Below are 26,984 nucleotides of genomic sequence, written 5' to 3' on the forward strand. Positions count from 1 at the left end.
GTAAGCCGCTGCAAGGCCCCGTGGAACAGCGCTTCCGCCCGTCGCGACCTGATTTAACCCAACGCCAGATTTGCGCGTGCCTTTGTGCGCGCGACCTCGCACGGAGCGCATCCATGATTCGTATCGCCGGACTTTTCACCGCCTTCGTCATCCTCGCGGGCGCGGGCCTCTCGCCTGCCATGGCCGAGGACAAGACCATCACCGTGTTCGCAGCAGCGTCGATGAAGAACGCGCTCGACGAGGTCGATGCCGCCTACACCGCCAAGACCGGCATCAAGTTCAGCGTCAGCTATGCCGCAAGCTCGGTTCTGGCAAAACAGATCGAGCAGGGCGCGCCGGCCGACGTGTTCGTCTCCGCCGATACCGACTGGATGGACTACGCGATCTCCAAGAAGACCATCAACGAGCCGACGCGGGTCAATCTGCTCGGCAACAGCATCGTGCTGATCGCCCCGAAGGATTCCAAAATCGACAACGTCACCATCGCCCAGGGTTTCGACCTCGCAAAGCTCGCCGGCGACGGCAAGATCGCGACCGGCGACGTCAAGTCGGTACCTGTCGGAAAATACGCCAAGGCTGCGCTGGAGAAGCTGGGCGCCTGGACCGCCGCGGAGCCGAAATTCGCGATGGCCGAGAGCGTGCGCGCCGCACTGACGCTGGTGGCGCGCGGCGAAGCCAATCTCGGCATCGTCTATTCGACCGACGCCAAGGTCGAGCCCGGCGTCAAGATCGTCGGCACGTTCCCGGCGGATTCGCATCCCGCGATCATTTATCCCGTGGCCGCGACCACGACCGCGAAGGGCGAGACCAACGACTATCTCGCTTTCCTGCGCTCGACCGCGGCCAAGACAATTCTGGAAAAATACGGCTTCAAGTTCCTGATCAGCCCATCGACTTGATTCTTGCACCCGATCTTTCGTGCTCGACATCTCTCCCGCCGAATGGACTGCGATCCTGCTCTCGCTCAGGGTCGCCGTCATTGCCACGCTGGTCGCAACGCCGTTCGGCATTGCGCTGGCGTGGCTGCTCGCCCGCAAGGATTTTTGGGGCAAGTCGATGCTCGACGCCGTCGTGCACCTGCCGCTGGTGCTGCCGCCGGTCGTCACCGGCTATCTCCTGCTGCTCACCTTCGGCCGCCGCGGCCTCGTCGGCGCCTTCCTCGCCGATCATCTCGGCATCGTCTTCGCGTTCCGCTGGACCGGCGCTGCGCTCGCCTGCGGCATCATGTCGTTTCCGCTGCTGGTGCGCCCGATGCGGCTCTCGATCGAGGCGATCGACCGGCGGCTCGAACAGGCCGCCGAAACGCTCGGTGCCGCCCCGTGGAAGGTCTTCTTCACGGTGACGCTGCCACTGGCGCTGCCCGGCGTGCTCGCCGGCATGGTGCTGGGCTTTGCCAAGGCAATCGGCGAGTTCGGCGCCACCATCACGTTCGTCTCCAACATCCCCGGCGAGACCCAGACGATTTCTTCCGCGATCTATTCGCTGATCCAGACGCCCGATGGCGACAGGGCTGCGGGGCGGCTGGTGATCGTCTCGATCGTGCTGGCGATCGGCGCGCTGATCGCCGCCGAATGGTTCGCCCGCCGCGCCACGCAACGCCTGCACGGGAACTGACCATGCTGCGCGTCGACATCGAAAAACAGCTCGGCGAATTCTCGCTCCACGCGTCCTTCAGCAGCGAAGGCCGCGTCATCGGCCTGTTCGGCGCCTCCGGAGCCGGCAAGAGCTCGCTGGTCAACATGATCGCCGGCCTGCTGCGGCCCGACCGCGGCACCATCGTGATCGACGGCGAGACCGTCGACGACACCGCGGCCGGCATTCACGTGCCGACATATCGTCGCCGCATCGGCTATGTCTTTCAGGACGCGCGGCTGTTTCCGCATCTCAATGTCGCGCAGAACCTCGACTACGGAAGGCGGATGAACAGCCTTGCGTCCGATCCGGCCCAGCACAAGCGCGTCGTCGAGCTGCTCGACATCGGCGCACTCCTCGATCGCCGCCCCGGAAAACTCTCCGGCGGCGAACGCCAGCGCGTCGCGCTTGGACGCGCGCTGCTGTCGAAGCCGCGCCTGCTGCTGCTCGACGAGCCGCTTGGCGCGCTCGACGAGGGCCGCAAGCTCGAGATCTTGCCCTATCTGGTCCGTCTGCGCGACGAGGCCAACGTTCCCATGGTCTATGTCAGCCACGACGTCGCGGAGTTGCGGCAACTGGCGACGCAGATCGTGATGCTGAAGCAGGGGCGGGTGACGTCGTTTGGCGGGGTGAAGGTGCTGACGTGAGGACGTAGCCCGGATGGAGCGCGGCGTCCGCCGGCATGCCATGCGCCCGTTTGACGTTGTCGAGAAACTGCCGCACGCTTTCCCGCCATGTGAAGGTCAAGGCATAGGTCCGGCATTTTTCGCGCGGCACCTGCAAGGCGGCGAGTGCCGCGCGGCGCAGGTCGGCGTCGAGACAGCCGCAGCCGGACCTGCCGATCACGTCGAGCGGCCCCATCACCGGGAAGGCCGCGACCGGCAGGCCACACGCCAGCGCTTCCAAGATCACCATCCCGAACGTATCGGTCAGGCTCGGAAAGACGAAGACATCGGCCGACGCGTAGACGTCGGCGAGCGCTTGCCCGGTCCGCATGCCCAGAAAATCGACCTGCGGAAACCGCGCCTGCAGGCTGGCCCGCAACGGCCCATCCCCGACCACGACCTTCGAGCCCGGCAGGTCCAGAGCCAGGAAGGCTTCGAGGTTCTTCTCGACCGCGATGCGGCCGACATACAGGAACACCGGCCCCGGAAAGGCGAGCGGCCGCACGCTGCGGGGACGAAACAGCTCGGCATCGACGCCGCGCGACCACGGCATCAGGTTGCGGAAGCCGTGCGCCTTCAACGCCTGCTCCAGCATCGGCGAGCCGACCATGGTGCCATCGCCGCCGTTGTGGAAACGGCGCAACGCCGCATAGCTCCACCTCAGCGGCACCGGCAGCCGCGCCGCCAGATATTCGGGAAAGCGGGTGTGGTAGCTCGTCGTGAACGGATAGCCGCGGGTCTGGCAGACATAGCGCGTGATCCACCCGATCGGCCCCTCGGTCGCGATGTGGACGGAATCCGGGCCGATGCTTTTGATCGCGCGTTCGACCCGTCCCACCGAGGGCAGCGCAAGGCGGATCTCCCGGTAGCCAGGCAGCGGCACCGAGCGAAAATCGTCCGGCGTGAGGAAGCCGATATCGGCGCCGAACGACGGCGCTTCGCGGGCGAGATATTCGAGCGAGCGCACCACGCCGTTGACCTGTGGGCGCCAGGCGTCAGTTGCCACCAGCACGCGCATCATGCGACCGCCCGTGCGAACGGCACCACGCTCGACATCTGCTGCGGCCGCGCCTCGGCCCAGCGGATGATCTCGAACCGGCCGTCATGGTGCTCCACGACGCCGGTGCAGGATTCCACCCAGTCGCCGGTGTTGATGTAGCGAATACCGAACTCGTCATGCATCGCCGCGTGGTGGATGTGGCCGCAGATCACGCCCTGCGCATCGTGGCGCGCTGCTTCCGACGACAGCACCTCCTCGAAGCGGCCGATGTGATTGACCGCATTCTTGACCCGCAGCTTCGCCCAGGACGAGAACGACCAATAGGCAAACCCGAACCGGCTACGGATCCAGTTGAGCCAGATGTTGGAGGCAAGCGCCGCGCGATAGCCGACATCGCCGAGCAGCGCCAGCCAGCGGGCGTGGCGCACGACGAGATCGAAGTGATCGCCATGGACGACGAGGTAATCGCGGCCGTCAACGCCCCGGTGGATCGCGTGCTCAACCACCTCGACGTTGCCGATGGTCGAGCCGACATAGTCGCGCACGAACTCGTCGTGATTGCCCGCCACATAAACCAGCCGCTTGCCGCGCCGCGCAAGATCGACAAGCTCCTGCACCACCGCATTGTGCGTGCCTGGCCAATACCAGCTCGATCGCAGGTACCAGCCATCGACGATGTCGCCGACCAGGTACACGGTGTCGGCGTCATGATGATGGAGAAAGTCGATCAGCCGTTCGGCCTGGCATCCTCTTGTCCCGAGATGGACATCGGAGATGAACAGGCTCCTGACCTTGACGATGTCAGGCGGCAACGCCGCATCCGTGTTCCGGCATTGCGGCGGCCGGTCGCCGCCATGGCCGTCGCGGAGGAATGCCATCGCGGCAGCTTCCGCCAATCCCGCGACCGCCTTCGTCACATCCCGGTTGGCGCGCCGCCGGAAGATCGAGCGATGCCAATACGGCGACGGCAAAAACCAGCAGCGCGAACTGTGCGCCACGATGCCGCCCGTCTGACGCCGCGACACCGAACTGAAGGCCGGCGAGCAGGATCAGCACAGCGGCGCTGAGGTGCTCGAGCGTGTGCGAGCCGGGCCGGAAGCGGGACAACAGGCCTCTCATGCGATCTCCTCCACAGCCTTGATCTCCCCCAAAGCCTTGGGGGCGGCGATGGCGCGCGACGACGCCAGACGCGGCCGCGCTGCCGCGCGCTTGTAAGAGCGAAGTCCGAGAATGATCGCGACCTCCACGGCGACGAGGATGGCGACCACCCAGAAGCCGACGCTGACGGGATCCTGACCGCTGTCGCGCAACGCATAGCCGAGGCTCAAGAACGGCATGTTCCAGATCACGGTGCCGATCGCGGTGGCGGTGACGAAGGCGCGCGCCTCCAGCCGCAACACGCCGGCCGGCAACGCCAGATAGATTCGCACCGTCGGCAGCGTCTGGCCGATCAGCGTGACCCAGAAATGGTTACTGCGATAGGCATCGGTGAGCTGCTCGTAGAACGAGGGCCGTAGCAGCACGTATTTGCCATAGGTCCTCACCAGTCGCTCGATCCGCTGCGAGCCCAGCGCGCGGCCAAGCCCGTACCAGCCGATCGCGCCGACCACCGACCCGACACTTGTCGCCAGGATGGCCATGGCCAGCATCGCGCCGTCGGACACGGTGAGACCGAGCAGCATCAACAGAACGTAAGACGGAAACACCGGAATGAATTTCTCGGCGACCGCCAGGCAACCCATGCCCAGCAGGCCGAAGTGCAGAAACATTGCGATCGTGCTCGACGTATCCATGATGCCTCGGCTACGCGTAAGGGGGACGGCGGCTGATCCGGTACACCGAGGCCGGAGGCAGGTTGCGATAGGTCTGCCCGATCCGGCTTGCCTGCAGGTCGAGATGATCGAGGATCGCATCAGGGACGGGACAGCGCGGGCCGTAGGTAATCTGGTAGAACGCGCCGCCCGGACGGAGATAGGCAAACGCGCCGCCGAGAATCGCCAGCACTTTTCCCTGCGGCATCGTCAGCAGCCCGAGCCCGCTGACGACGGCGCCGACCGGCGCCCCCTCGAACAGTTTTTCTCTCGCCAGCCAGGCCGCATCCATCCACAGCACGCGCGCGCCGGGGAAGCGCCGCTGCAGCAGCGGGATGAAATCGGAGCCGTATTCGACCAGTGTCAGATCCTGCTGCCGGACGCCGCGATCGAGCAATGCGCGGGTGAAAGCGCCGGTGCCGGGGCCGAGTTCGATGACGGGGCCGGTCTCGGCCGTGATCTCCTGCGCCATCAGCGACGACGCGGCGGGCCCGGTCGGCGCAACCGCCGCCACACGCAAGGGATCGCGAATCCAGGCGCGGAAGAACGGCAGGATGTCAGCGGCCGACATGCCATCCCTCCTTCGCGTCGCAGCCGGTTTCGCAGATGAGGTCTTGTACCAAGGTCATTCAAAGGTCTTTCCGCTTGCCCGTGTCCGCCATCGAACGCGAAAGACACGCGCCGGATGAGCCATGTCCGGCGCTGCAGGATGATCAAGCCTCGCCCGACAGTGGCTTCAGTCTCACGCCAACATTGCGAGAGTCTGTCGCGAATGCGCAGCGGTCAGAAAATATCCGCGACGATCGAGCCCGATGGAGCCGCAACGTTGCCGCAATGAACTGGACAAAAATCCGGATCGTGATGTTGAAGCAGGGTGGGTGACGTCGTTCGGCGGGATGAAGGTGCTGACGTGAGGCCGTAGTCCCTCCACCGTCATTGCGAGCGCAGCGAAGCAATCCAGGATCTTTCCGCGGAGGCAGACTGGATTGCTTCGTCGCAAGGGCTCCTCGCAATGACGGGAGGAGAGAGCGGCGCGAAACGCTAGCGCTTGCGCCGCTTCGGCTTCATTGCGCCGAACACACTCGTCAAATCCTCACTGGCCGGCGCCGGATCATCATCCAGATGCAGGCGGCTCTCCACATGCAAAAAATGCTCGCGCGACACGGCAATCGCACGCGCCACATCGCGGGCGCGTAACGCCTCGACGATGGCGCCGTGCTCGTCCACGGCGCAGATCGAATCCGTGGCCGGCTCGTAGACCGAAACCATCACCGAGGAGCGGCTGAGCAGATCGGCGAGGAACCGCGTGAGCTCGGCATTGCCGAGTGCCTCGACCAGATGGACATGGAACGCGCCGGACAGCCGCACCGACGCGGCGCGATCGCCGCGCGTTGCGGCGGCACGTTCCTCAGCGAGATGCGCAGTCAGCTTTTCGATCAAGGCTTCGTCGACAAGGCGGACGAGCTGCGTCAGCACGCCGGCCTCGAGCACGCGGTGCGCCTCGTAGACACTGCGGACATCGTCGAGCGTCGGGCGCGGCACGCGGGCGCCGCGGTTGGGGATCATTTCCAGGCGCCGCTCGGCGCCGAGCCGGTGCAGGACCTTGCGGATGCGCTCGCGCGAGACGCCAAAAATGTCGGCGAGCGGCGGCTCGGCAAGTTTGACGCCGGCCTTCAACTTGCCCTCCAGCAGCGCGTGCAGGATGGCCTGATAGACCGCCTCGTCCTCTGCCGGATTGGCCTTGCCAATCCCCTTGCCGATCCCCTTGCCGTTGCGCCTGCGCTGCGTCGCCATGGCGATAGCTAGGCCCAAAGGATGCGCAGCGTCACCTCCAAAAAATGTGCACATTTTCTGCGCTCCTGCACAGGGATCAATCTCGTCATAGGTCCATTCCATTGAAATCATTATGTGATTTAAAAATGTGCACATTTGGCATGGCGCTTGCTGCTGCTTCGTTGCAAGCTTTACGCACAACAAACGGGACATGCCCATGCACACCCAATCCCGACGCAGCGTCTTGAAATCCGGCGTGGCTCTCGCCGCAACTCTCGCGGCTCCGGCACGGCTACGCGCCGCGCCCAGGGAGATCGTCATCGGCGGCCCAGCCGGCGCCGCAAAATATTTCAATGCCGATCTGTTTCCGGTGCTGGAGAAGAAGCTCGACTGCAAGGTGCTCTACGAAGGCACCAACTCGCTGACGAATTTGCAGAAGATGCAGGCCGACAAGGCCGCGCCAAAGATCTCCGTCGTTATCATGGACGATCCCGTGATGCTGCCGGCGGCGGCTGAGGGACTCATCACCAAGATGTCGGCATCGTCCATCGCCAATCTCGGCAAGCTCGTGGACGGCTCGGTGCATCAGGACGGCATGTGGGCGAACTACCAGCGGCCCTGGGCCGGCATCGCCTATTCAACCAAGCGCATGAAGACCCCGCCCGCCAAATGGTCCGATCTGTGGGACGCGAAATATGCCTCCAAGGTCATCGTGCCGTCACTCTCCAACACCGAAGGTTTTTGGACGCTGCTTGCGGCCGCGCATCTCGAGACTGGAAAACCCTACAAGGAGGCGCAGTACGAGATCGACGCCGCCTTCAAGAAGGCGAAGGAGCTGAAGGCGAATTTGCTGAACGTCTATACCAACGCGCCGCAGGCGATCAATCTGATGGAGCAGGGCGAGGCCTGGATGATCGGCGGCCAGTTTTCCGCCTACACGCTGATCCGCAAGGCGGAGGGCTCGCCGGTCGATCTCGCCGTGCCGCAGGACGGCGGCTTTGCGATGCCCTCAGGCATCGCGAAGGTAGCGGGCGCACCGGCCGGCGATCTCGCGGATGCCGCGATCGACTTCTTCCTCAGCCCGGAGGCGCAGACCATCCTTGCCGACAAGGCGTTTGTCGCGCCGACCAACAAGGGCACGCCAACCCCGGCGGGCTTCCCCGATCCCGCTTCGCTATTTGCGCCGGACTGGGCGTTCGTCGCCAAGAACCGCGCCGGCTGGGTCGACCGCTGGAGCAAGGAGATGACATGAGCGAGGGCAGCCCGCATCTCGTCGTCGGCGGCGTCTCCAAGCGCTACGGGCCGACGACGGTGCTCGATCACATCGACCTCACCATCCGCCGCGGCGAGCTGGTGACGCTGCTCGGCCCCTCCGGCTGCGGCAAGACCACCCTGCTCCGCGCCATTGCGGGGCTCGCGCAACCCGATACAGGCAAGGTCGAGCTCGCCGGCCGCGACATCACCAACGTACCGCCGCACAAGCGCAATGTCGGCGTCGTGTTCCAGAGCTACGCGCTGTTTCCGCATCTCACCGTCGCCGGCAATGTCGCGTTCGGACTGAAAGTGCGCGGCATGGCCAGGCGCGAGATCGACATCGCGGTCGAGCGTGCGCTGTCGCTGGTCAAGCTCGGTCATCTCGCTGGCAGGCGCATCTCGGCGCTATCAGGGGGGCAGCAGCAGCGCGTCGCGCTGGCGCGTGCCATCGCGGTCGAGCCCGATGTGCTGCTGTTCGACGAGGCACTCTCCGCGCTCGATCGCAAGCTGCGCGAGGAGATGCAGGTCGAGCTGCGCCGCCTGCTCCAGGAGGTGAAGGCGACCGCGATCTTCGTGACCCACGACCAGGACGAAGCGCTGACCATGTCCGACCGCGTCGCGGTGATGAACAAGGGCCGTATCGAGCAGCTCGCCGAGCCGCGCGAATTGTATCTACGGCCTGCAAGCCTGTTCGCGCTCAACTTCGTCGGGCTGTCGACGCGGATCTCGGGCACTGTGCTTTCCGCTGACAATGGCAAGGTCCACGTCGAGACCAAGGTCGGCCGCCTCTCGGCGCTCGGCAGTTTCCAGGCGGGCTCCCCCGTCATCGTTGCCGCGCGGCCGGAGCAGCTTCGGATCGGTGGCGGAGGTGAGACGAATTCGGCTTCAGGCCGCGTCCGCTCCGTGGTGTTCCAGGGCTCGCGCACGCTGGTCGAGGTCGATGCCGGCGCCGGTGAAAGCCTGCTCGCCGAACTCTCCGGGCGCGACGGCGCGATCCCTGATGTGCACGACGAAATCCGCCTGAGCTGGCCTGTGACCGAGACCTTTGCGTTTCCGATGGAAGCGCAGGCATGACCGAGGCGGCCCTTTCCGCACCGGTCGCGTCGCCCAAGGTCGACCGAGAACGGTTGACCGCGATCGGCTTCGTGCTGCCCTCCTTCGTCATCATCGCCGGCGTGTTCGCGCTGCCGCTGGTGCTCCTGCTCGGCGTCAGCTTCGTTGATGCGAATGGGCTGACCTTTGCCAACTACAAGCGCTTGCTCGGCGCGCCCTATTACCTCTGGGTGATCTGGAATTCGCTGCGGCTGGGATTGCTGACCACGCTGATCGCCTTCCTGATCAGCTATCCCGCCGCGTTTGCGCTGGCGCGGGCCCGCGGACCCTTGCGCTCGCTGCTGCTGGCGACGTTGTTCCTGCCGCTTGCGGCCAGCGTCATCGTGAAAGCTTTTGCCTGGACGATCCTGCTGCGCAGCGACGGCATCGTCAACGAGACGCTGATCGCGCTCGGCATCATCGAAGACCCGATCCGGATGATCTTCACCGAGACCGCGTTGATCGTCGGCGCCGTCAATATCTTCCTGCCTTTCATGATCCTGCCGATCTACGCCATCGTCGCGCAGCTCGATTCCCGCTATGCGGAGGCCGCAGCCACGCTCGGGGCGTCGCCGGTCGTGACGTTCTTCCGCGTGATCCTGCCGCTGACCTTGCCCGGCATCATCGCGGGCGTCGCGCTGGCGTTCTCGCTGTCGGTCTCCGCTTATGTGGTGCCGACGCTGCTGATCGGCGAAAAATATCCGACGCTCGCGACCACGATCGCAAAAGCTTATCTGCTGGCGCGCGAACCCGGCTTCGGCGCTGCCGCCGGCGTCGTGCTGCTGGCAATCGCGATTGCCGTCGTTGCGCTGAGCGCGCGCCTGTCGCGGGAGCCGAAGTGATGACGCGCGCCGCAATCATCGTCTGCTGGGTCATGGCGATCGGACTGGCGCTGTTCCTGATCGCGCCATTGCTGGTAATCGCAGCCGCGAGCTTCTCGCCGACGCCGGTGTTCGACCTGCCGCTGACGGGGGCATCGACGCGGTGGTACGGCAAGATAGGCCGGCTCGACGGCTTCTGGCCGTCGCTGCTGCTGTCGCTTGAGATCGCGCTGTTCTCGACCGCGATCTCATTGGTCTGCGGCACGCTCGCGGCCATCGCGATCGCGCGCGGAAAACTACCGGGCGCAAATGTCTTTGCCACCGCGCTGGTCTCGCCGCTGATGATGCCTGGCCTCGTGCTCGGCATCGCGCTGTTGCAGGGGTTTCGTGCGGTCGGATTCACCGCGCCGTGGGCGACACTGCTGGTCGCACATCTCGTGATCACGCTACCTTACGTCGCCCGCACGATGATCTCAGGACTTGCGCGGTTCGATTTCACGCTGATCGAGGCGGCGCGCACGCTCGGCTGCACCTATCCCGGCAGCGTTCTGCGCGTGATGGTGCCGGCGCTGGCGCCGTCGTTCCTGATCGCCGGGATCTTTTCGTTCCTGGCCTCGTTCGACAATTATCCGGTGTCGATCTTCCTCGCCGACGTCCGCACCAAGACGCTGCCGATCCGGATGCTGCAATATATCGAGGAGGCGCCCGACCCGACGCTCGCGGCACTCTCCACCCTCATTCTCGCCGGGACAGTAATCTTGCTGTTCGTCAGCGATCGCGTCGTCGGCCTGCATCGCATGGCCGGAACTTCGGATTGATTCCATGAGCAACGAACCCAAATCTTCGCAGCGCGATTTCGTTGGCTACCGCGGCAAGCCGCCGAACCCGCGCTGGCCGAACGGCGCGCGCGTCGCTGTGTCCCTGGTGGTGAATTTCGAGGAGGGCTCGGAGTTCTCGATCAACGACGGTGATTCAAACAACGAAGCGATCTACGAGGTCGTCCACAAGCTCGACGGCCCGGACTCCTGCATCGACAGCCATTTCGAATACGGCACCCGCGCCGCGTGGTGGCGCATCATGGATTTCTTCGACGCGCACGGCGTCACGGCCACGGTGAGCTCCTGCGGCCGCGCCGTCGAGCGCTCGCCGGAGCTGGCGCGCGATGCCATCGCGCGCGGCCACGAAGTATCGGCGCATGGCTGGCGCTGGCAGAGCCACGCCGACATGGATGAGGCGAGCGAGCGCGCGGTCATTGCGAAGACAGTGGCGGCGATCGAACGCGTCACCGGACATCGCCCGGTCGGCTGGCACACCCGCTCGGCGACATCGCCGAACACGCGGCGCCTGCTGGTCGAGGACGGCGGCTTTCTCTACGACAGCGACGCCTATAATGACGATTTGCCCTATTATCGGGAGGTTTTGGGCAAGCAGCACCTCGTGCTGCCCTATGCGTTCGACACCAACGACATGCAATATTACAACGCCTCGCGCTTCAACGGCGCCGACTTCGCCGACTATGTCATCGATGCGTTCGAGTGGCTCCGGCGCGAGGGCGAGACGGCGCCGAAGATGATGTCGGTCGGCCTACATCTGCGCATGATCGGACGGCCAGGCCGGATCGGCGCGCTGGAGCGGATTTTGGCGCACATGACAAAGAGCGGTGCCGCGTGGATCGCACCGCGCGCGGCGATTGCGCGGCATTGGAAGGAAGTGGTGCCGGCGGGGGTGTGACGCACTCTTCGTGCCCCGGACGCAGCGCATCACGAAGTGGTGCGCTGCTGAGCCGGGGCCCATGTTGCGGCATTCTGGGTCCCGGCTCTGCGCAGCAGCGTTTCCGGACGATGCTACGCATCGCCTAGGCTGCAGCGCGTCCGGGACACAGGACGATCCTAAACCCCCGCCACCGAGCTCCACACCTCCGCCAGCTTCTTCCGCAGCGCTTGCCGGCGCGTCAGCGGGGCCGGCGTCTCGTCGTCTTCCGGCAGACGCAGGCCTACGACGTTGACGCGGCCGCCGGAGATGCTGCGCGCAACCAGCACGATCTCGTCCAGCGCGATCTCGGCGCCTTCTTTCGGCGCGCGGTCGAGATGGACGTCGAAATAGTCGGCGAGCGTCAGCTTGCCCTCGTCCTCACTCACCTTGACGCCGTAGATTTCCGCAAGCTCGGCCAGCGTGTGCTCGCCGGAGACCATGAAGTCGCCGAGCAGATGCGGATCGGGCGTGGTGCTTGGCTGCATATCGACGAAGAAGCGGTCGAGTGACTCGGCCTTTTCCGGCGGCGCCAGCAGATAGATGTAATCGCCGGGCGCGATCGGATCGGCTTCTGTCGGCGTCAGGATGCTCTCTTTGCGGATCACCAGCGTCGGCTTCGACCAGGACGGGATCAGACCACGGCGGAAATACAGGCTTTTCGGCCGCACCGGGTAGCCGACCAGCTGCTGCTCGAGCTGGCCTGGCAGGTCCAGCTCGACACGTCGTGGGCCGCGCTCGGCGCGCGGCAGCGCCACATGCAGCTTGCGTGCGGCGGGCGCCAGCGTCCAGCCTTGCAGCAGCAGCGAGATGATGACGACGACGAAGGCGACGTCGAAATAGAGATAGGCTTTCGACAGGCCCACCAGCATCGGGATCGAGGCCAGGAAGATCGCGACGGCACCGCGCAGGCCGGTCCAGGCGATGAAGATCTTTTCGCGCCAGTTGAAACGGAACGGCGCCAGGCAGACGAACACCGCGAGCGGCCGCGCGACCAGCATCAGCACGAACGCAACCCCGACCGCCGGCAGCACGCTGGCGCCGAGCCGGCTCGGCGAGACCAGCAGGCCGAGCAGCACAAACATCACGATCTGCGCGAGCCACGTCGCGGCATCGAGAAAGGCGACCACCGAATTATGCGCGCGGGTCGGACGATTGCCGATGATGATGCCGGCGAGATAGACCGCGAGGAAACCCGAGGCGTGCATCATCTGCGAGCCGCCGAAGATCACGAGCGCGGCGGTGGTCACGAACGGCGCGTGCAGGCCCTGTGGCAGCGCGACCTGGTTGAGGGCGATGACGACGAGGCGTCCCCCGAGGAATCCGACGACGGCGCCCAGCACCGCCTCCTGGATGAACTCCATCGCCACATGGCCTGCCGAGGTCGATCCCAGCGAGATGTATTCGACCAGCATCAAGGTGAGGAAGATCGCGAAGGGATCGTTGGTGCCGGATTCGGCTTCCAGCGTCGCGCCGACGCGCGGGCGCAGGCGCAGGCCCTGGGTGTGCACCAGCAGAAACACGGCGGCCGCGTCGGTCGAGGCCACGACGGCGCCGACCAGCAGCGCCTCCGTCCAGTTGAGGTCGAGCGCGTATTTGGCGAACGGCGCCGTGACCAGCGCGGTCAGCAGCACACCGACGGTCGCGAGCACCACTGAGGGCGCGAGCACGGTGCGGATGCTGGCAAAGCGCGTCTTCAGGCCGCCGTCGAACAGGATCAGGGCCAGCGCCACCGAGCCGACCAGATAGGTGGTGCGGACATCGTCGAATTGGAGCTGCCCGGGGCCGGAATCGCCCGCGAGCATGCCGATTGCAAGGAAGACCAGCAGCAAGGGCGCGCCGAAGCGCAGTGCAAGCAGGCTCGACAGGATACCGGCCATGACGAGGACGGCGCCGAGCAATATGGCGAGGCTGACAGAGTCGAGGGAGGCCATCCACCTTCCGGGTACAAATCGCTGGACTTGCATCCTTATCGTCGGCGGACTCCCGCGCCAACCCATTTTCGCGCCTCGCGGCAATCTGCCCGTATTTTGCGGCCTTAACGCGCTTCACATAGCGGTGTATCGATGGCCCGGCCGCTGCCTTTGTGGGATTCTGCGGCGCCCTCGAATCAATTCCTCCCCGCTTCCCGACGAGAACCTGCCCGATGGACATGGACCTCAAAGACTTCATGGAGTTCGTGCATACGACCGCGCGCAGCGTCGGGGCGGAAATCTCCTCACCCTGGTTCTACCTGCAATTCGGCCTCATTCTCGCTGCGGCCGGCATCGCCTATGCGGCGGAAGCCGGGGTTCGCAACCGCGTCGACCTGACATCGCTGGCGATCGGTTGGCCGCTACCGCTCCGGCACTTCGCCCGCGTGATGATGTCCAGCGCCTCGACGGCGGTGTTCACCCTGCTCGTGATCGTCTCCCGCGTCGTGATGTATCACGCGACTTGGCCGAGCCGCAGCTACCTGCTGATGGTCGCGGCCAAGCTGGGCCTGGCCTGGCTCGCGATCCGGCTGGTGACCCCGGTGCTCCGCAACGCCTTTATCGTCAGGTTGGTGTCGGTCACGGCGTGGTTCGTCGCAGCACTGTCCATCATCGGGCAACTCAGCGCGACGGTCGACCTGCTCGATTCCTTCGCCATCGTGCTCGGCGGCTTGCGGCTGACGCCGCTGCTGGTGATCAAGGCCGGCGTGCTGCTGCTCATCGCGCTCTGGGTCACCAACATCGCCAGCAATTTCGCCGAGAGCCGGATCAATTCGGCGACCGACTTGACGCCGTCGGTGCAGGTGCTGCTGGTCAAGATCATCCGCATCGGCCTGCTTGCGATCGCGATCGTGATCGCGCTCGGTTCCGTCGGCATCGACCTCTCGGCGCTCGCGGTATTCTCCGGCGCGGTCGGCGTCGGCATCGGTATCGGCCTGCAGAAGATCGTGGCCAATTTCATCTCCGGCATCATCCTGCTCGCCGACAAATCGGTGAAACCCGGCGATCTCGTCACCATCGGCGACAACACCGGGCGCATCAGCGCGATGAAGACGCGCTATATTTCCGTCGCCGCCGGCGACGGCCGCGAATTCCTGGTGCCGAACGAGGATCTGGTGACGCAGAAGGTCGTCAACTGGACCTATACCGACAAGAACACGCTGGTGAAGATCGCCTTCGGCACCAATTATGATGCCGACCCCCGGCTGGTCTGCAAGCTCGCCGCCGAGACCGCCGCCGCCCATCCGCGCGCGACGAAGGGCAAGCCGCCGAACAGCATTTTGACCGAGTTCGCCGAAGCCGGGATGAAGTTCTCGCTGACCTTCTGGATCGCGGACCCCGACGGCATGGACAACGTCAAGAGCGACGTCATGCTGGCGCTCTGGGACGCCTTCAAGCGCGAGGGCATCCGGGTTCCCTACCCGGTCCGCGAAATCCGCGTCCGCGGCGGCGCCCTGCCGGTGGAAACCACCGTAGAAGTCCCGAATTAGGCCCTGTTTCGGGCGCAAGAGGCCCGCCTGACTTGCATGAAGGCCCGTGATCATTAGATTATGGCCCTGAAATCAAGCCTTTCCGCCGACATCGAGATTTGAGCCCAGAAGACCGCCCCGCATGAGCTACGTCGAAGCCTCCGATACCTCCCTGCGCAAGACCGGACAGATCAAGCTGCACGGGCCGAGCGCATTTGCCGGAATGCGCAAGGCGGGCGCTTTGGTGGCGAAGTGTCTCGACGAGCTCACCGACATCGTCGGGCCCGGCGTGCCGACCGAGCGCATCGACCAGTTCGTCCGCGACTTCGCCTTCAGCCACAATGCCTATCCGGCGACGCTGATGTATCGCGGCTACCGCTATTCGACCTGCACCTCGCTCAACCACGTGGTCTGTCACGGCATGCCCGGCGACCGTCCGCTGAAGGAAGGCGACATCGTCAATATCGACGTCACCTTCATCGTCGACGGTTGGTACGGCGATTCCAGCCGGATGTATGCGGTCGGCCCGATCGCGCGCAAGGCGGAGCGGCTGATCGAAGTCACGTATGAAGCGATGATGCTCGGCATCGCCGCGGTGAAGCCAGGCGCCACCACCGGCGATATCGGCCATGCCATCCAGAGCTTTGTCGAGCCGCAGGCCATGAGCGTGGTGCGCGATTTCTGCGGCCATGGCCTCGGCCGCATGTTTCACGACGAGCCGAACATCATCCATATCGGCCGGCCCGGCGAAGGCGTCCAGCTCAAGCCCGGCATGTTCTTCACCATCGAGCCGATGATCAATCTCGGCAAGCCGCATGTGAAGATCCTCTCCGACGGCTGGACCGCCGTGACCCGCGACCGCTCGCTGTCGGCGCAGTTCGAGCACTCGGTCGGCGTCACCGCGACGGGTGTCGAGATTTTCACGCTGTCGGAGCGGCACGGCGAGAAGCAGATCGGGTAACTCCGTCGCATCGGCTACCGCCGGCGGCGGAATGACGATGGCGCCCGCTTGTAGGTCGCGGCAAAGGCATCGTTGAACCGGCGCACGCTGCCGAAGCCGGCCGCAAACGCGATCTCCGCCAGGGTCATGTCGGTTTGGTCGATCAGGCGCTTGGCTTCCTGCACACGCCGCGTTGCCGCGATCTCGCTCGGGCTCGCGCCGGCGTGACGAAGGAACAGCCGCAGCAGATGGCGCGGCCCGACGCCGAGGGCTTCGGCCAGCTCCGCGGCGTTGGCGCGATCCAGAAAACCGTCATTGATCAGCCGCATCCCGCGCGCCACGGTGGTGGCCGTTCCCAGCCAGGCCGGAGACCCCGGCGCCGTTTCCGGGCGGCAGCGGAGGCACGGGCGAAAGCCGGCCCGCTCGGCGGCGGCAGCGGTCGGGTAGAAGGTGACATTCTCCGAGCGCGCCGGGCGAACCGGGCAGACCGGCCTGCAGTAGATCCTCGTCGAGCGAACACCTGAAAAGAACAGGCCGTCGAACGCGCGCATACGCGCCAGCCGCGCCCGGTCGCAGGTATCCCAGTCGAGATGCGGTGGCAGCGTTGGCGGCTGCGCGGAAACTTTCGCCAGGATTTTCGTCATGGCGGAATCATAGTTTCATCGGGGCTCCCCGAGTAGCTGGAATCGGACTCGATCGGGCGATGAGGTCCGAATTCAGCCAGCCTGCGCCGCCGCGCCGGATCATGGTCCCGATCCATCCCGGAGCAGATTCGCAATGCACACGCAGGCGCAACACACGACGTCAGGACAAACCCCTCTCGCGTTCGAGATCGGGCTTCTGCTGCTGCTCTCACTGATCTGGGGCAGCTCGTTCACGCTGATCAAGGTCGCAATCCCGACAATCCCTCCATTCACGATGGTCGCCGCGCGCGTGACGATCGCGGCCATTCTCCTGATCGCGGTCGCTCGCGCTCAGGGGCACGCTCTTCCCGGTCGAGGATCGATGTGGGCGGCCTTCTTCGTGCAAGGGCTGCTGCAAAGCGCGCTGCCGTTTACCCTGATCAGCTGGGGTGAGATGCATATCGCAAGCGGTCTCGCCGGCGTGCTCAATGCGACCTCTCCGATGTTCGTGCTCGCGATCGCGGTGATGAGCGGGCGTGGGCGGCAGGCGATCGGCAGCCGGAAGATCATCGGCGTCACGCTTGGTCTTGCGGGCGTTATCGTGACCATGGGGGCCGATGCATTCTCGGGAATCGGCACCGCCGCTCCGCTGGCCCAGGCCGCAGTGCTGTGCGCAAGCCTCTGCTACGCGCTCGCACCGATATGGGGACAGCGCTTCTCGGGCCTGCCCGCAATCGTCACCGCGGCCGGAGCCATGAGTTGCGCCGCAGCGCTGATGGTCCCCGCGGCCGCCGCCATCGAACAGCCCTGGACACTCCCGCCACCGCCCGCGAGCGCGGTCGCAGCGGTCATCACGCTCGCGATCATCTGTACGGCCCTTGCGATGGTGATCTATTTCCGGCTGATCCACACCCTCGGCCCGCTTGGCACGACCAGCGGGAGCTATTTGCGTGCGGGCTTTGCCGTGGCGCTCGGCACCGTATGGCTCGGCGAGCACTTCACCTGGTCCAGCCTCGCCGGGATGGCGCTCATTCTCGCTGGCGTCGTCACCGTCACGGTGCCCCGGCCGGCGCGACATGATTGGAAACCGCGGGGCTGATGGTTGCCATCTTGCGCTGTGAAGGAGGAGCGCGACCGCGATCGTTGACCCCGGCGCAATTGGCGGTTGCAAAATAGCTGCTCCGCGGCAATGCTGCCGCGCGATGTCCGCCAAATCCAGCTCCAGCGATCCGTCTAGTCAATCCGAGCCAGATCCGCCGCACTATCTCGGCCATCGCGAGCGGCTGCGCGAGCGCTTCTACAGCGCCGGCGCCGATGCGCTCAGCGACTACGAGCTTTTGGAGATGGCGCTGTTTCCGGCCCTGCCGCGGCGCGACACCAAGCCGCTGGCGAAAACGCTGATCAAGATTTTCGGCTCGTTCGCAGAAGTCATCCACGCGCCGGTGGCGCGCTTGCGCGAGATCGACGGCATCGGCGAAGCCGCGGTCCACTAGCTCAAGCTGATCGCGGCCGCAACGCATCGCGTCGCCAAGGGCGAGGTCAACAGCCGCAACGCGCTGTCGTCCTGGAACGAGGTGATCGACTATTGCCGCTCCAGCATGGCCTTTTCCGACAAGGAGCAATTCCGCCTGCTCTTCCTCGACAAGCGCAACCAGCTGATCGCCGACGAGGTGCAGCAGACCGGCACCGTCGACCACACCCCGGTCTACCCGCGCGAGGTCATCAAGCGCGCACTCGAGCTCTCCGCGACCGCGCTGATCCTGGTGCACAATCACCCCTCAGGCGATCCCTCGCCGTCACAGGCCGATATCCAGATGACCAAGGCGATCATCGACATCGCCAAGCCGCTGGGCATTTCGGTGCACGATCACATCATCGTGGGCAAGAGCGGGCATGCGAGCCTGCGCGGGATGCGGTTGATCTAGAAAGCATCGTCTTCGGTCAATGCACGACCAATGACGATGCCAACATCAGGCCGATCGCTTAGTAGCAATATCGGGGGTCGACCGGGACGTAGGAGCCGTCCCGGCGCTGCATGTAGCAGCCGCGTTGATAGGCGTAGTAGCCGGAGCGGCGGCGCTCGCCCTCGGAGGCGATCGCAGCGCCCGTCCCGGCACCGACGACGGCGCCGATTGCGGCGCCACGGCCTCCGCCGATCGCGCCACCGAGGATCGCCCCGCCAACACCGCCGATGATCGCGCCGCCGACGGCATCCTGGGCTGCCGCTTCATGTCCCGGCACCGCCATCGCAACGGTCAGACACACCACCATTCCAACAGCTCGAAGCATCCCGAATCCTCCCGGTTGATGCTTGTAGTCATAGCGTTCGCGACGATCCCGGACCAGACCAATTGTCGCAGACCGCCCGCTTGCCGCGCCACGGAGCCAGCCTGTCGCGACAGCCACGCGGCCCTCAGACCGAGGGGCCCTTGGCCAGAACAAAGGAGAGCACGATCGCGTCCGGCGTCTGGTTGAATTCCCTGGTCACCGTCTCGCGCACAAGGCCGGCGAGGTCGCCCAGCGGCTTGGTTTGATAAAGTTTCGGGAACATGACGGTCACCGATGCGAGGCGGCCATTGCGCCAGTTGAAGCCGACTTGCGGCCTTACGCCGGTCGACTGCTCGAGATCGCCCTCGACGGCCTGCGCGTGCTGCATACCGTCTTTCAGTGCGTCCACAGCACCGCAACCGGACAGGGCAAAGGCGAGAACAAGGATGACGACGGCTCTGAACATCGGGGGACCTGAATGGAATTCACGCTCTCGGTAAGATTGTAGCTATCGCATCATTCAACACAACGGGCAAACCACAGGAATGACGGTGCGACGCCGATACACCGGCTACGGCGCCTGCTTCCCGAACGGACAATCGCATTGACGTAGGGCTCGCCGATTGGTGGCCAAAAACTGTAAGCCACTTCATATGGCCCCAACCGGCAACCTGCGACATTCGCGCAGATCACGCTGGAGTCACGCCCCGATCACGGCGCCTGGTTCACAACTGACTTGCATGAGATTTCGATCATCCATCAATTTGCGGGAGCCGAACAATGGCTGTGTCATTCGACAGGATCAAGGACGAGTACGAACGAAACTGGTCCAACATGAAGATCAGGCCCTCGCACGCCGACGAGGCGAACCACGCAGCAAACACGGCCATCAAAAGCAAGGATATCTATAAGCAGATCGAAGACAAGACCGACGTACCCTGGTGGTTCGTCGCCATCCTTCATTCGCGCGAAGCCAGTTTCAACTTCAGCAAATATCTCGGAAACGGCCAGCCGCTTAGTCGGATGACGACCATCGTCCCGAAGGGACATGGCCCGTTTACCTCGTTCGCCGAAGGCGCCGTGGACGCGCTCAGGCACGAGGGATTTATCGGCGCACGCGACTGGGGCGTTGCAAGAACGATGTTTCGGCTGGAGCAGTATAACGGCTTCGGCTATCGCGGCCGCGGCATCAATTCGCCCTATCTGTGGTCCGGATCCAACATCTATGGGCCGCCGGAACAGAGGGGTGGAAAGTTCGTCGGTGATGGCGACTTCTCGTCCAGCGAGGTCGACAAGCAACTGGGCGCAGCGACGATCCTCCGGGCGATGATGGAACTGGACCCCTCGATCAATCTCGACGGCGCCCCGACGCTGGTGGGCCAACTCGAACCCGAGGAGCGGATCGCGCCGATGGCGTTGCTGATGCAACAATCGCTCAACAAGATCGGCGCCAATCCCCCGCTTGAGGAAGACGGCATCGTCGGACCGAAGACCAAGGCGGCGGTGGCGCAGTTTCAGCAGCAGCACGGCATCACCGAATCCGGGGCCCTGGACGGCGCGACGGTCGCCGCCATCACGCGGGCCGCGCAGCAATCGATGGCGGTTGCGCAGCCGGCGGACTTGTCTCCCATTCTGAAGCGCCTGGAGGATCTGGTGACGTTGTTTCAATCCGGACCGAGGGTGCCGGCGGCGGTGCCGACCAACCCGGCGCCCGCAGCCGGCGACCCGATCAACCTGCTCGAGCGGTTGCTGACGCTCGTCAACAAGACCGGCGCCGTACCCGGGACGACCAAGCCGGGCGCGCCGAACGCCGCGCCCGTCGATCAGTTGAAGCAGGTGATCGACCTGCTCGGCGCGCTGCTCAACAAGGACGGCAAGCCCGTGCTCGGACAAGTCAACGGCGCGCTCGGCGAAACCATCGGGAAGCTGCTCGACGGCAAGAAGACCGCGCTCGGCCTCGGCGGCTCCGTGCTCACCGCACTGCTCTCGTCGGTGACGGCGAGCCCCAATGCGGGCGGCATTGCCGGATTGCTCGGGACGATCGTCTCGGCGGTGCCGGGCCTCGGCCAGTTCGCAATGCCGATCTCGCTGGCGCTCACCGCCTGGGGCGTGCTCGGCAAGATGGAGAAGTGGGCGCAAGGCACCGCGCCGCCGCCCAAGCCGACGACGTGAGTTGAGACCACCGCGCCAATCGTGGCAGCGCCTACTGCCGCAGCATGATCAGGGGATCGGCGGCGTCGGGGACGCGCCGCCACTGCGCGTTGTCGTCGGCCTCGAACTGCCAGACGTCGCCTGATTTCGACATCAGGATGATCTGGCCGCGTTCGAGCCGCCATTGCGTCGGGTTGAACTGCGCGATGGTCGCGTCGCATCTCGGCTTGAGGAAGACCTGGAAGTTGTCCGGGCCGGCTTCCGTGTTGGTCAGAGTCAGCCCGCACACCGGCTGGCCGTTGCCGCGCACCATCGACCAATCGCCGATCATCTGGTCCATCGACTTCGCCATCGACCGCGCGGCGGCGAGATCCTGCAGGATGTAGACGCCCTCGCCCTGTCGCAGGCCCTCGAAGATGCCGGCCTCGACCTCGGTGAAGTCGATCACGGATTCACCGGTCGCATCCTGCAAACGGACGATGTCGAGACCCCTGACGCTCCAAGCGACGATGTCCTTGGTGAAGGGCAGCGCAGCCTTGCAGGCCGGCTCCAGCTCCAGCTTGAACCCCTGTCCAGCAGGATCGCCCTTCATCGTGACCACGCAGGTCTTGCTGCGCTCGGTGGTCGAAAGCTCCCACTGCCCCACCATGTCCTTCTTCAGGGTCGTCGCATCCTGCGCACGCGCAGCGCCGATCGCGGCAACGCAGGCCGCGACGGCGAATGCAACGACCCGAAGACCTCTCATCAGCGCCCCTTGAACGGCGTTTCGGCAACCGGGGTCAGCGGCGCCTTGCCGGCGAACCAGGATTTGAGGTTGTCGACCACGAGCTGGTCCATCGCGTTGCGCGTCACCACCGAGGCCGAGCCGATATGCGGCAGCAGCACGACGTTCTGCATGCTCTTGAGCTCGTCCGGCACGCTCGGCTCGGCTGCGAACACGTCGAGACCGGCAGCGAGGATGGTGCCGGACTTGAGCGCCTGGACCAAAGCCTGCTCGTCGACGACGGAGCCGCGCGCGACGTTGACCAGCACGCCGCGCGGACCGAGCGCCTTGAGCACCTCGGCATTGACCATCTTGTTGGTGCTGGCGCCGCCGGGCACGATCACCATCAGCGTATCCACCGCCTTCGCCATCTCGATCAGATCAGGATAGTGCTTGTAGGAGACGTCCTTGGACGGATTGCGGGTGTGATAAACCACCGGCACCAGCGAGGCATCGAGCCGGCGCGCGATCGCCTGTCCGATCCGGCCCATGCCGACGATACCGACCTTGCGATCGCGCAGCGAACCGACGCTGAGCGGATAGTTCTGGGTCTGCCAGAGACCGGAGCGGACGTAACGATCGGCCTTGATGAATTCACGCACCGTCGAGATCAGAAGGCCCATCGCGACGTCGGCGACCTCTTCGGTCAGCACGTCGGGCGTGTTGGTGACGATGATGTTGTGCTCGGCCGCGTATTTGGAATCGATGTGGTCGTAGCCGACGCCGAAGCTTGCCACCATCTCGATCTTGGGCAGCTGCGACAGCGAGTCCTTGTCGGCGCGGACCGTGTGATAGGTCACGGCGACGCCGCGGACTTTTTCGCGGATCGCCGGCGTCAGCCGCTCGAGGTCGCCCCGCGTCTCGGCCTTGTGCACGATGAAATGATCGGAAAACCCGTTCTCGAGGATCGGCCGGACCGGTCCATAAATCAAAAGGTCGATCTTGTCGGACGAAATCGAACCGGTAGACATCAGTTTTCCTTTCCAAGTGCGCTCTCGTGCCAGCGCCGTAAAACGAGGTGGGAAACTAGCGCCAGCACCCCATAGATGACAATCCCGGCCAGCGACAACAAAAGCAGCGCTGCGAACATGCGGGGTATGTTCAACCGGTAGCCGGATTCGGCGATCCGATAGGCGAGCCCGGAGCCGGCACCGGCCGTTCCGGCCGCGATCTCGGCCACGACCGCGCCGATCAGCGACAGGCCGCCGGCGATGCGCAAGCCGCCGAGGATATAGGGCAGCGCCGCCGGCAGCTTCAGGAAACGCAGGGTCTGCGGCGGCGAGGCGCCGTAGAGCTGGAACAGCCCGGCGAGGTTGCGATCAACCGAATTCAGCCCGAGCGTGGTGTTCGACAGCACCGGGAAAAAGGCGACGATGAAGGCGCAGACCACGACCGCGGTCTGCTGCTCCAGATAGATCAGAAGCAGCGGCGCAATCGCGATCACCGGCGTCACCTGGAGCACGACGGCATAGGGGAACAGCGAATATTCCACCCATTTCGACTGGTTGAACAGCAGCGCCAGCGCGATGCCGCCGATGCTGGCGGCGACAAAACCTTCGAGCGTCGTCAGAAGCGTGGCCGCGAGCGATTGTGACAGCACCGCCCAGTCCTTGATCAGTGTCAGGACAATGACGGAAGGCGCCGGCAGCACGTAGGGCGGGATGTCCTTGATGCGGACCAGGAGTTCCCAGGCGAGAAGTCCCGCCGCGAACACGATGACCGGAAGCACAATGCGCGTCGCGCGTGGTGCGCCTGATGGTTTTGCGGTGGCGGCGGCTTGCGCGTTCATAGCGTCGACTGCCCCGAATAGGACGGCGCCAGCGCCGCCGACACGCGCCGGCAATAGTCGGAATAGGCGACTGAAGTCCGAAACTCCTCGCCGCGCGGCTCGACCGTCTCGATGCGGATGTCTGCCTGGATGCGGCCGGGCCGCGCCGTCATGACCACGACGCGCTGGGACAGATAGACGGATTCGAACACCGAATGGGTGACGAAGATGACGGTCTTGCCCAGAGCTCGCCACAGCGCGAGCAGATCGTTGTTGAGGCGAAAGCGCGTGATCTCGTCGAGCGCCGCGAACGGCTCGTCCATCAGGAGGATGTCGGGATTGGTGACAAGCGCGCGCGCCAGCGACACCCGCATCTTCATGCCGCCGGACAGTTCGCGCGGGAAAGCGTCGGCGAAATCGGCAAGGCCAACACTGGCCAGTGCTTCATCGGCACGCGCGCGCCCCTCGGCCTTTGGTACGCCGCCGAGCTTCAGCGGCAGCCGCACGTTCTCGCGCACGCTGGTCCAGGGCATCAGGGTCGGCTCCTGAAACACGAAGCCGATGCCATGACCTGGTAACACCTCGCCTTCGTGGCGCGCCACCCGCACGGTGCCTGATGACGGCGCACTGAGCTCCGCGATCAGCCGCAGCGCCGTCGACTTGCCGCAGCCGGACGGGCCGAGCAGCGAGATGAACTCGCCCTTGCGCACGGCAAGGTCGAGCGGGCCGAGCGCCATGACGCCATTGTCATACGCCTTCGTCACGCCGCGCAGGCTGACGGCGAGGGCCGTCAGGCCGGCCTCGGCCCCGGACGAGGTTTTGACAGCAGACATGGACCCAGCGTTACGGCTTGCTCGGGCGCAGCTCGACGCCGACGCCCTTGTTGACGAAGCGCAGCGTGTAGGACTTGCGGAAGTCGAGATCGCCCTTCACGACGCCGGCCTTCACCATCTTGTTGAAGAAGGAGGTGTAGCGATCGTCGCTCATCGCGCCGATGCCGCTCTTCAAGCTGTCGCCGGAATCGACGATGCCGTATTCCTTCATCTTGGCGACGGAATAGGCGAGCAGATCGTCGGTCATCTCCGGATTGAGCTTCTTGATCATGGCATTGCCGGCGGAGTTATTGCCGTAGATGTAATTGTACCAGCCGATCATGGAGGCATCGACGAAGCGCTGCACGAGGTCGGGCTTCTTCTCGGCGATGTCGCGGCGGGTCTCGATCAAAGTCGAATAGGTGTTGAAGCCGTAATCGGCGAGCAGCAGCACGTTCGGCTTGAAGCCGGCGGCCTTCTCGACCGCGAACGGCTCGGAGGTGACGTAGCCCTGCATCGCGCTCTTGGGGTTGGCGATGAAGGGCTGCGGATTGAAATTGTAGGGACGGACGTTCTTCTCGCTAAAGCCGTATTCTGACTTCAGCCACTGGAAGTAGCTGGTCATGCCCTCCTTGGAGACGAACAAGGTCAGCGGCTTGAGGTCCTCGATCCTGGCGACCTTGGCATCAGGCTGGGTCAGCATCACCTGCGGATCCTTCTGGAACACCGCGGCAATGGTCACGACGGGGACGTTGTTGGCGACCGCATCGAACGACATCAGCGTGTTCGCGGCCATGAAGAAGTCGATCTTGCCGGCGATCAAGAGCATCCGGTTGTTCTCGTTGGGCCCGCCTGGGACGATGGTGACGTCGAGGCCGTATTTTTTGTAGGTGCCGTCGGCGACCGCCTGGAAGAAACCGCCATGCTCGGCCTCGGCGACCCAATTGGTGCCGAAGGTGACCTTGTCCAGCGTCTCGGCCCTTACAGGCGCAAGAGAGACGCAAGCGGCCATCAAGCCCGCCGTTAACGCTCGCCGCAAATGAGAGGGGCTCATGGGTGCACTCCGTCGATCGCTTCTAGCCGATCCCAGTCCAACGCGATAAAACCGCAAGAGATCAGGGGACGCGAGCCGGCCAGGCCTGCGTCCCCTCCATACCCCAAACTACGTGACAAAATTGGGCAAAGAAACCACCAAAGAAAACTCAATGAGGCCATCCCGCGACTGGATCGACATCAACTGGGCCAGTGCTGCCCCGGCGGATGTGTCGCGCTGGATCGCGGTGCTGCCGCTGGCGGCAACCGAGCAGCACGGCCCGCATCTGCCTGTTACGACCGACGTGCTGATCGCCGACGCCTATCTGGCGCGCGTGCGCGAGCTTCTGCCCGACAGCGTTCCGGCGACGTTCCTGCCCGTTGAACCGATCGGGATTTCCACCGAGCATATCGACTATCCCGGCACGCAGACGCTACCGACTGAGGTCGCGCTGAAGCGATGGACAGGGATCGGCGAAGAGGTCGCGCGGCGCGGCGTGAGAAAGCTCGTCATCATCACCAGCCATGGCGGCAACAGCGCGGCAATGATGCTGATCGCGCAGGATCTGCGCGCGCACCAAAAACTGTTCGTGGTGACGACGTCGTGGTCGCGGCTCTCGGGCGCGGACACATTATTCCCGGCCGATGAAGTGCGCCACGGCATTCACGGCGGCGCCATCGAAACTTCGATCATGCTGGCGCGCTATCCCGATCAGGTGCGCAAGGATGCGATCGCGGATTTTCCCGCGAGCAGCATCGCGATGGAGAAGCAATATCGCTGGCTCTCAACGCAGCGGCCCGCGCCGTTCGCCTGGCAGGCGCAGGATCTCCATCCGAGCGGCGCGATCGGCAACGCGACAATGGCTGTCGCCGAGAAGGGCGAGCGGCTGCTCGATCAGGGCGCGACGGCTTTCTGCGAGCTGCTCGAAGAAGTCGATAACTTCGACGTGAACAGGCTCGCCAAGGGCCCCCTCGGCTAGCTCGCATCTCACTGGGATCATTCAGGAAACAGCTGGATTCCACGGCCGCAATTCGTGGATTCGAACCGGACGCGAGGTGCCTCCGTCCAACTGGGCACGCGGACCACAACGGACCGCCTCAACCCGGATGGAGTTTCACATGTCGATCAAGACCAAAATTGCCGCCATCGCTCTCGCCGCCCTCGCCGTCACCGGCACCATGGTGTCCACCACCTCGCAGGCGCAAGCCAAGCCGCCCGGCTGGGTCTGGGGTGTCGGCGCAGGCATCGCCACCGCCGCTGTGGTCGGCTCCGCGATCGCCGCCAGCAATGACCCCTATTATTACGGCTATCACCGCTGCGGCTGGGTCGCCCAGTACAACGCCTTCGGCCAGTACGTCGGCCGCGTTCGCAGCTGCTACTGATCCAG

General features: G+C 64.8%; 28 protein-coding genes and 1 pseudogene. 15 read left to right on the plus strand and 14 right to left on the minus strand.

The window, feature by feature from the left end; all coding sequences use genetic code 11:
• The first annotated feature begins 113 nt into the window (after positions 1-113).
• From modA to modC, 3 genes are read left to right on the plus strand one after another with little or no spacing between them, the layout of a single operon-like run.
• Positions 114-899 (plus strand): molybdate ABC transporter substrate-binding protein, encoded by a 786-nt coding sequence (gene modA, locus IVB29_RS33040; protein ID WP_247507587.1) that lies wholly within the window; start codon positions 114-116, stop codon positions 897-899.
• 19 nt (positions 900-918) lie between these two features.
• Positions 919-1,614 (plus strand): molybdate ABC transporter permease subunit, encoded by a 696-nt coding sequence (modB, locus tag IVB29_RS33045; protein WP_247507588.1) that lies wholly within the window; start codon positions 919-921, stop codon positions 1,612-1,614.
• A gap of 2 nt (positions 1,615-1,616) precedes the next feature.
• Positions 1,617-2,279: a molybdenum ABC transporter ATP-binding protein gene (gene modC / locus IVB29_RS33050; protein ID WP_247507589.1), complete on the plus strand. Its 663-nt coding sequence runs from the start codon at positions 1,617-1,619 to the stop codon at positions 2,277-2,279.
• Here the strand turns inward: modC and IVB29_RS33055 are convergent.
• From IVB29_RS33055 to IVB29_RS33075, 5 genes are all read right to left on the minus strand, one after another.
• Positions 2,179-3,315: a glycosyltransferase family 1 protein gene (locus tag IVB29_RS33055; RefSeq protein WP_276576876.1), complete on the minus strand. Its 1,137-nt coding sequence runs from the start codon at positions 3,313-3,315 to the stop codon at positions 2,179-2,181. The two genes, modC and IVB29_RS33055, sit on opposite strands and share 101 nt — an antisense overlap.
• The gene (locus tag IVB29_RS33060; RefSeq protein ID WP_247507591.1) at positions 3,315-4,175 is read right to left on the minus strand and encodes a UDP-2,3-diacylglucosamine diphosphatase; all 861 of its coding nucleotides are present in this window, start codon (positions 4,173-4,175) and stop codon (positions 3,315-3,317) included. Before IVB29_RS33060 ends, IVB29_RS33055 begins: the two co-directional genes overlap by 1 nt.
• 237 nt (positions 4,176-4,412) lie before the next feature.
• Positions 4,413-5,090, minus strand: coding sequence for a DedA family protein (locus IVB29_RS33065; protein WP_247507592.1), 678 nt, complete (start codon positions 5,088-5,090; stop codon positions 4,413-4,415).
• Positions 5,091-5,100: 10 nt separating this feature from the next.
• On the minus strand, positions 5,101-5,679 hold the full coding sequence (locus IVB29_RS33070; protein ID WP_247507593.1) for a methyltransferase domain-containing protein: 579 nt from the start codon (positions 5,677-5,679) through the stop codon (positions 5,101-5,103).
• Positions 5,680-6,149: 470 nt separating this feature from the next.
• Positions 6,150-6,902 carry a GntR family transcriptional regulator gene (locus IVB29_RS33075; protein WP_247507594.1) on the minus strand — a complete coding sequence of 251 codons (753 nt, stop codon included), beginning with the start codon at positions 6,900-6,902 and terminating at the stop codon, positions 6,150-6,152.
• 196 nt (positions 6,903-7,098) lie between these two features.
• On the opposite strand from IVB29_RS33075, the gene IVB29_RS33080 reads away from it, so the two are divergent.
• The 5 genes from IVB29_RS33080 to IVB29_RS33100 are packed head-to-tail and all read left to right on the plus strand — an operon-like array spanning position 7,099 to position 11,779.
• Complete coding sequence (locus tag IVB29_RS33080; protein WP_247507595.1) at positions 7,099-8,133, plus strand: extracellular solute-binding protein; 1,035 nt, start codon at positions 7,099-7,101, stop codon at positions 8,131-8,133.
• Complete coding sequence (locus IVB29_RS33085; protein ID WP_247507596.1) at positions 8,130-9,209, plus strand: ABC transporter ATP-binding protein; 1,080 nt, start codon at positions 8,130-8,132, stop codon at positions 9,207-9,209. Before IVB29_RS33080 ends, IVB29_RS33085 begins: the two co-directional genes overlap by 4 nt.
• Positions 9,206-10,069 carry an ABC transporter permease gene (locus IVB29_RS33090; protein WP_247507597.1) on the plus strand — a complete coding sequence of 288 codons (864 nt, stop codon included), beginning with the start codon at positions 9,206-9,208 and terminating at the stop codon, positions 10,067-10,069. The genes IVB29_RS33085 and IVB29_RS33090 overlap by 4 nt, the downstream gene beginning before the upstream one ends.
• On the plus strand, positions 10,069-10,866 hold the full coding sequence (locus IVB29_RS33095; protein WP_247507598.1) for an ABC transporter permease: 798 nt from the start codon (positions 10,069-10,071) through the stop codon (positions 10,864-10,866). Before IVB29_RS33090 ends, IVB29_RS33095 begins: the two co-directional genes overlap by 1 nt.
• Positions 10,867-10,870: 4 nt before the next feature.
• Positions 10,871-11,779 (plus strand): polysaccharide deacetylase family protein, encoded by a 909-nt coding sequence (locus IVB29_RS33100; protein WP_247507599.1) that lies wholly within the window; start codon positions 10,871-10,873, stop codon positions 11,777-11,779.
• Between the two features lie 158 nt (positions 11,780-11,937).
• On the opposite strand, the gene IVB29_RS33105 is transcribed toward IVB29_RS33100, so the two are convergent.
• Positions 11,938-13,731, minus strand: coding sequence for a potassium/proton antiporter (locus IVB29_RS33105; RefSeq protein ID WP_247507600.1), 1,794 nt, complete (start codon positions 13,729-13,731; stop codon positions 11,938-11,940).
• Between the two features lie 212 nt (positions 13,732-13,943).
• Here IVB29_RS33105 and IVB29_RS33110 point away from each other — a divergent pair, with 212 nt between their 5' ends.
• Together IVB29_RS33110 and map are read left to right on the plus strand one after the other, a co-directional pair.
• Positions 13,944-15,260, plus strand: coding sequence for a mechanosensitive ion channel domain-containing protein (locus IVB29_RS33110; protein ID WP_247507601.1), 1,317 nt, complete (start codon positions 13,944-13,946; stop codon positions 15,258-15,260).
• Positions 15,261-15,381: 121 nt separating this feature from the next.
• The gene (map, locus tag IVB29_RS33115; RefSeq protein ID WP_247507602.1) at positions 15,382-16,200 is read left to right on the plus strand and encodes a type I methionyl aminopeptidase; all 819 of its coding nucleotides are present in this window, start codon (positions 15,382-15,384) and stop codon (positions 16,198-16,200) included.
• A gap of 14 nt (positions 16,201-16,214) precedes the next feature.
• On the opposite strand, the gene IVB29_RS33120 is transcribed toward map, so the two are convergent.
• The gene (locus tag IVB29_RS33120) at positions 16,215-16,823 is read right to left on the minus strand and encodes an Ada metal-binding domain-containing protein (protein WP_247507603.1); all 609 of its coding nucleotides are present in this window, start codon (positions 16,821-16,823) and stop codon (positions 16,215-16,217) included.
• A gap of 133 nt (positions 16,824-16,956) precedes the next feature.
• On the opposite strand from IVB29_RS33120, the gene IVB29_RS33125 reads away from it, so the two are divergent.
• The gene (locus IVB29_RS33125; protein ID WP_247507604.1) at positions 16,957-17,901 is read left to right on the plus strand and encodes an EamA family transporter; all 945 of its coding nucleotides are present in this window, start codon (positions 16,957-16,959) and stop codon (positions 17,899-17,901) included.
• Positions 17,902-18,004: 103 nt separating this feature from the next.
• Positions 18,005-18,727: pseudogene (radC, locus tag IVB29_RS33130) on the plus strand (DNA repair protein RadC).
• A 58-nt stretch (positions 18,728-18,785) separates the two neighbouring features.
• Here radC and IVB29_RS33135 read toward each other — a convergent pair.
• Complete coding sequence (locus IVB29_RS33135) at positions 18,786-19,091, minus strand: YMGG-like glycine zipper-containing protein (protein WP_247507605.1); 306 nt, start codon at positions 19,089-19,091, stop codon at positions 18,786-18,788.
• 124 nt (positions 19,092-19,215) lie between these two features.
• The gene (locus IVB29_RS33140; protein WP_247507606.1) at positions 19,216-19,536 is read right to left on the minus strand and encodes a hypothetical protein; all 321 of its coding nucleotides are present in this window, start codon (positions 19,534-19,536) and stop codon (positions 19,216-19,218) included.
• Positions 19,537-19,850: 314 nt separating this feature from the next.
• On the opposite strand from IVB29_RS33140, the gene IVB29_RS33145 reads away from it, so the two are divergent.
• Positions 19,851-21,242, plus strand: coding sequence for a peptidoglycan-binding protein (locus IVB29_RS33145; protein WP_247507607.1), 1,392 nt, complete (start codon positions 19,851-19,853; stop codon positions 21,240-21,242).
• Positions 21,243-21,273: 31 nt separating this feature from the next.
• Here the strand turns inward: IVB29_RS33145 and IVB29_RS33150 are convergent, their stop codons facing one another.
• The 5 genes from IVB29_RS33150 to IVB29_RS33170 are packed head-to-tail and all read right to left on the minus strand — an operon-like array spanning position 21,274 to position 25,618.
• Positions 21,274-21,966, minus strand: coding sequence for a protease inhibitor Inh/omp19 family protein (locus IVB29_RS33150; RefSeq protein ID WP_247507608.1), 693 nt, complete (start codon positions 21,964-21,966; stop codon positions 21,274-21,276).
• Positions 21,966-22,955 (minus strand): 2-hydroxyacid dehydrogenase, encoded by a 990-nt coding sequence (locus IVB29_RS33155; RefSeq protein WP_247507609.1) that lies wholly within the window; start codon positions 22,953-22,955, stop codon positions 21,966-21,968. The genes IVB29_RS33150 and IVB29_RS33155 overlap by 1 nt, the downstream gene beginning before the upstream one ends.
• On the minus strand, positions 22,955-23,773 hold the full coding sequence (locus IVB29_RS33160) for an ABC transporter permease (protein ID WP_247507610.1): 819 nt from the start codon (positions 23,771-23,773) through the stop codon (positions 22,955-22,957). The genes IVB29_RS33155 and IVB29_RS33160 overlap by 1 nt, the downstream gene beginning before the upstream one ends.
• Positions 23,770-24,585, minus strand: a complete 816-nt coding sequence (locus IVB29_RS33165) for an ABC transporter ATP-binding protein (RefSeq protein ID WP_247507611.1) — start codon at positions 24,583-24,585, stop codon at positions 23,770-23,772. Before IVB29_RS33165 ends, IVB29_RS33160 begins: the two co-directional genes overlap by 4 nt.
• A 10-nt stretch (positions 24,586-24,595) precedes the next feature.
• The gene (locus IVB29_RS33170; protein ID WP_247507612.1) at positions 24,596-25,618 is read right to left on the minus strand and encodes an ABC transporter substrate-binding protein; all 1,023 of its coding nucleotides are present in this window, start codon (positions 25,616-25,618) and stop codon (positions 24,596-24,598) included.
• A 151-nt stretch (positions 25,619-25,769) separates the two neighbouring features.
• Here IVB29_RS33170 and IVB29_RS33175 point away from each other — a divergent pair, with 151 nt between their 5' ends.
• Complete coding sequence (locus IVB29_RS33175; RefSeq protein ID WP_247507613.1) at positions 25,770-26,576, plus strand: creatininase family protein; 807 nt, start codon at positions 25,770-25,772, stop codon at positions 26,574-26,576.
• 139 nt (positions 26,577-26,715) lie between these two features.
• A complete protein-coding gene (locus tag IVB29_RS33180; protein ID WP_247507614.1) occupies positions 26,716-26,979 on the plus strand; it encodes a hypothetical protein in 264 nt (87 codons plus the stop codon).
• Positions 26,980-26,984: the final 5 nt, after the last annotated feature.

This window comes from Bradyrhizobium sp. 1 (assembly GCF_023073315.1).
GTDB lineage: Bacteria > Pseudomonadota > Alphaproteobacteria > Rhizobiales > Xanthobacteraceae > Bradyrhizobium.

Coding starts and splice junctions, on each gene's coding strand:
- IVB29_RS33100 (WP_247507599.1), top strand. CDS start 10,871: ATGAGCAACGAACCCAAATCTTCGCAGCGCGATTTCGTTGGCTACCGC.
- IVB29_RS33075 (WP_247507594.1), bottom strand. CDS start 6,902: ATGGCGACGCAGCGCAGGCGCAACGGCAAGGGGATCGGCAAGGGGATT.
- IVB29_RS33145 (WP_247507607.1), top strand. CDS start 19,851: ATGGCTGTGTCATTCGACAGGATCAAGGACGAGTACGAACGAAACTGG.
- IVB29_RS33085 (WP_247507596.1), top strand. CDS start 8,130: ATGAGCGAGGGCAGCCCGCATCTCGTCGTCGGCGGCGTCTCCAAGCGC.
- IVB29_RS33055 (WP_276576876.1), bottom strand. CDS start 3,315: ATGCGCGTGCTGGTGGCAACTGACGCCTGGCGCCCACAGGTCAACGGC.
- IVB29_RS33155 (WP_247507609.1), bottom strand. CDS start 22,955: ATGTCTACCGGTTCGATTTCGTCCGACAAGATCGACCTTTTGATTTAT.
- map (WP_247507602.1), top strand. CDS start 15,382: ATGAGCTACGTCGAAGCCTCCGATACCTCCCTGCGCAAGACCGGACAG.
- IVB29_RS33140 (WP_247507606.1), bottom strand. CDS start 19,536: ATGTTCAGAGCCGTCGTCATCCTTGTTCTCGCCTTTGCCCTGTCCGGT.
- modC (WP_247507589.1), top strand. CDS start 1,617: ATGCTGCGCGTCGACATCGAAAAACAGCTCGGCGAATTCTCGCTCCAC.
- modA (WP_247507587.1), top strand. CDS start 114: ATGATTCGTATCGCCGGACTTTTCACCGCCTTCGTCATCCTCGCGGGC.
- IVB29_RS33070 (WP_247507593.1), bottom strand. CDS start 5,679: ATGTCGGCCGCTGACATCCTGCCGTTCTTCCGCGCCTGGATTCGCGAT.
- IVB29_RS33095 (WP_247507598.1), top strand. CDS start 10,069: ATGACGCGCGCCGCAATCATCGTCTGCTGGGTCATGGCGATCGGACTG.
- IVB29_RS33125 (WP_247507604.1), top strand. CDS start 16,957: ATGCACACGCAGGCGCAACACACGACGTCAGGACAAACCCCTCTCGCG.
- IVB29_RS33110 (WP_247507601.1), top strand. CDS start 13,944: ATGGACATGGACCTCAAAGACTTCATGGAGTTCGTGCATACGACCGCG.
- IVB29_RS33165 (WP_247507611.1), bottom strand. CDS start 24,585: ATGTCTGCTGTCAAAACCTCGTCCGGGGCCGAGGCCGGCCTGACGGCC.
- IVB29_RS33170 (WP_247507612.1), bottom strand. CDS start 25,618: ATGAGCCCCTCTCATTTGCGGCGAGCGTTAACGGCGGGCTTGATGGCC.
- IVB29_RS33175 (WP_247507613.1), top strand. CDS start 25,770: ATGAGGCCATCCCGCGACTGGATCGACATCAACTGGGCCAGTGCTGCC.
- IVB29_RS33060 (WP_247507591.1), bottom strand. CDS start 4,175: ATGGCATTCCTCCGCGACGGCCATGGCGGCGACCGGCCGCCGCAATGC.
- IVB29_RS33180 (WP_247507614.1), top strand. CDS start 26,716: ATGTCGATCAAGACCAAAATTGCCGCCATCGCTCTCGCCGCCCTCGCC.
- IVB29_RS33135 (WP_247507605.1), bottom strand. CDS start 19,091: ATGCTTCGAGCTGTTGGAATGGTGGTGTGTCTGACCGTTGCGATGGCG.
- IVB29_RS33150 (WP_247507608.1), bottom strand. CDS start 21,966: ATGAGAGGTCTTCGGGTCGTTGCATTCGCCGTCGCGGCCTGCGTTGCC.
- IVB29_RS33090 (WP_247507597.1), top strand. CDS start 9,206: ATGACCGAGGCGGCCCTTTCCGCACCGGTCGCGTCGCCCAAGGTCGAC.
- IVB29_RS33080 (WP_247507595.1), top strand. CDS start 7,099: ATGCACACCCAATCCCGACGCAGCGTCTTGAAATCCGGCGTGGCTCTC.
- IVB29_RS33065 (WP_247507592.1), bottom strand. CDS start 5,090: ATGGATACGTCGAGCACGATCGCAATGTTTCTGCACTTCGGCCTGCTG.
- IVB29_RS33105 (WP_247507600.1), bottom strand. CDS start 13,731: ATGGCCTCCCTCGACTCTGTCAGCCTCGCCATATTGCTCGGCGCCGTC.
- IVB29_RS33160 (WP_247507610.1), bottom strand. CDS start 23,773: ATGAACGCGCAAGCCGCCGCCACCGCAAAACCATCAGGCGCACCACGC.
- IVB29_RS33120 (WP_247507603.1), bottom strand. CDS start 16,823: ATGACGAAAATCCTGGCGAAAGTTTCCGCGCAGCCGCCAACGCTGCCA.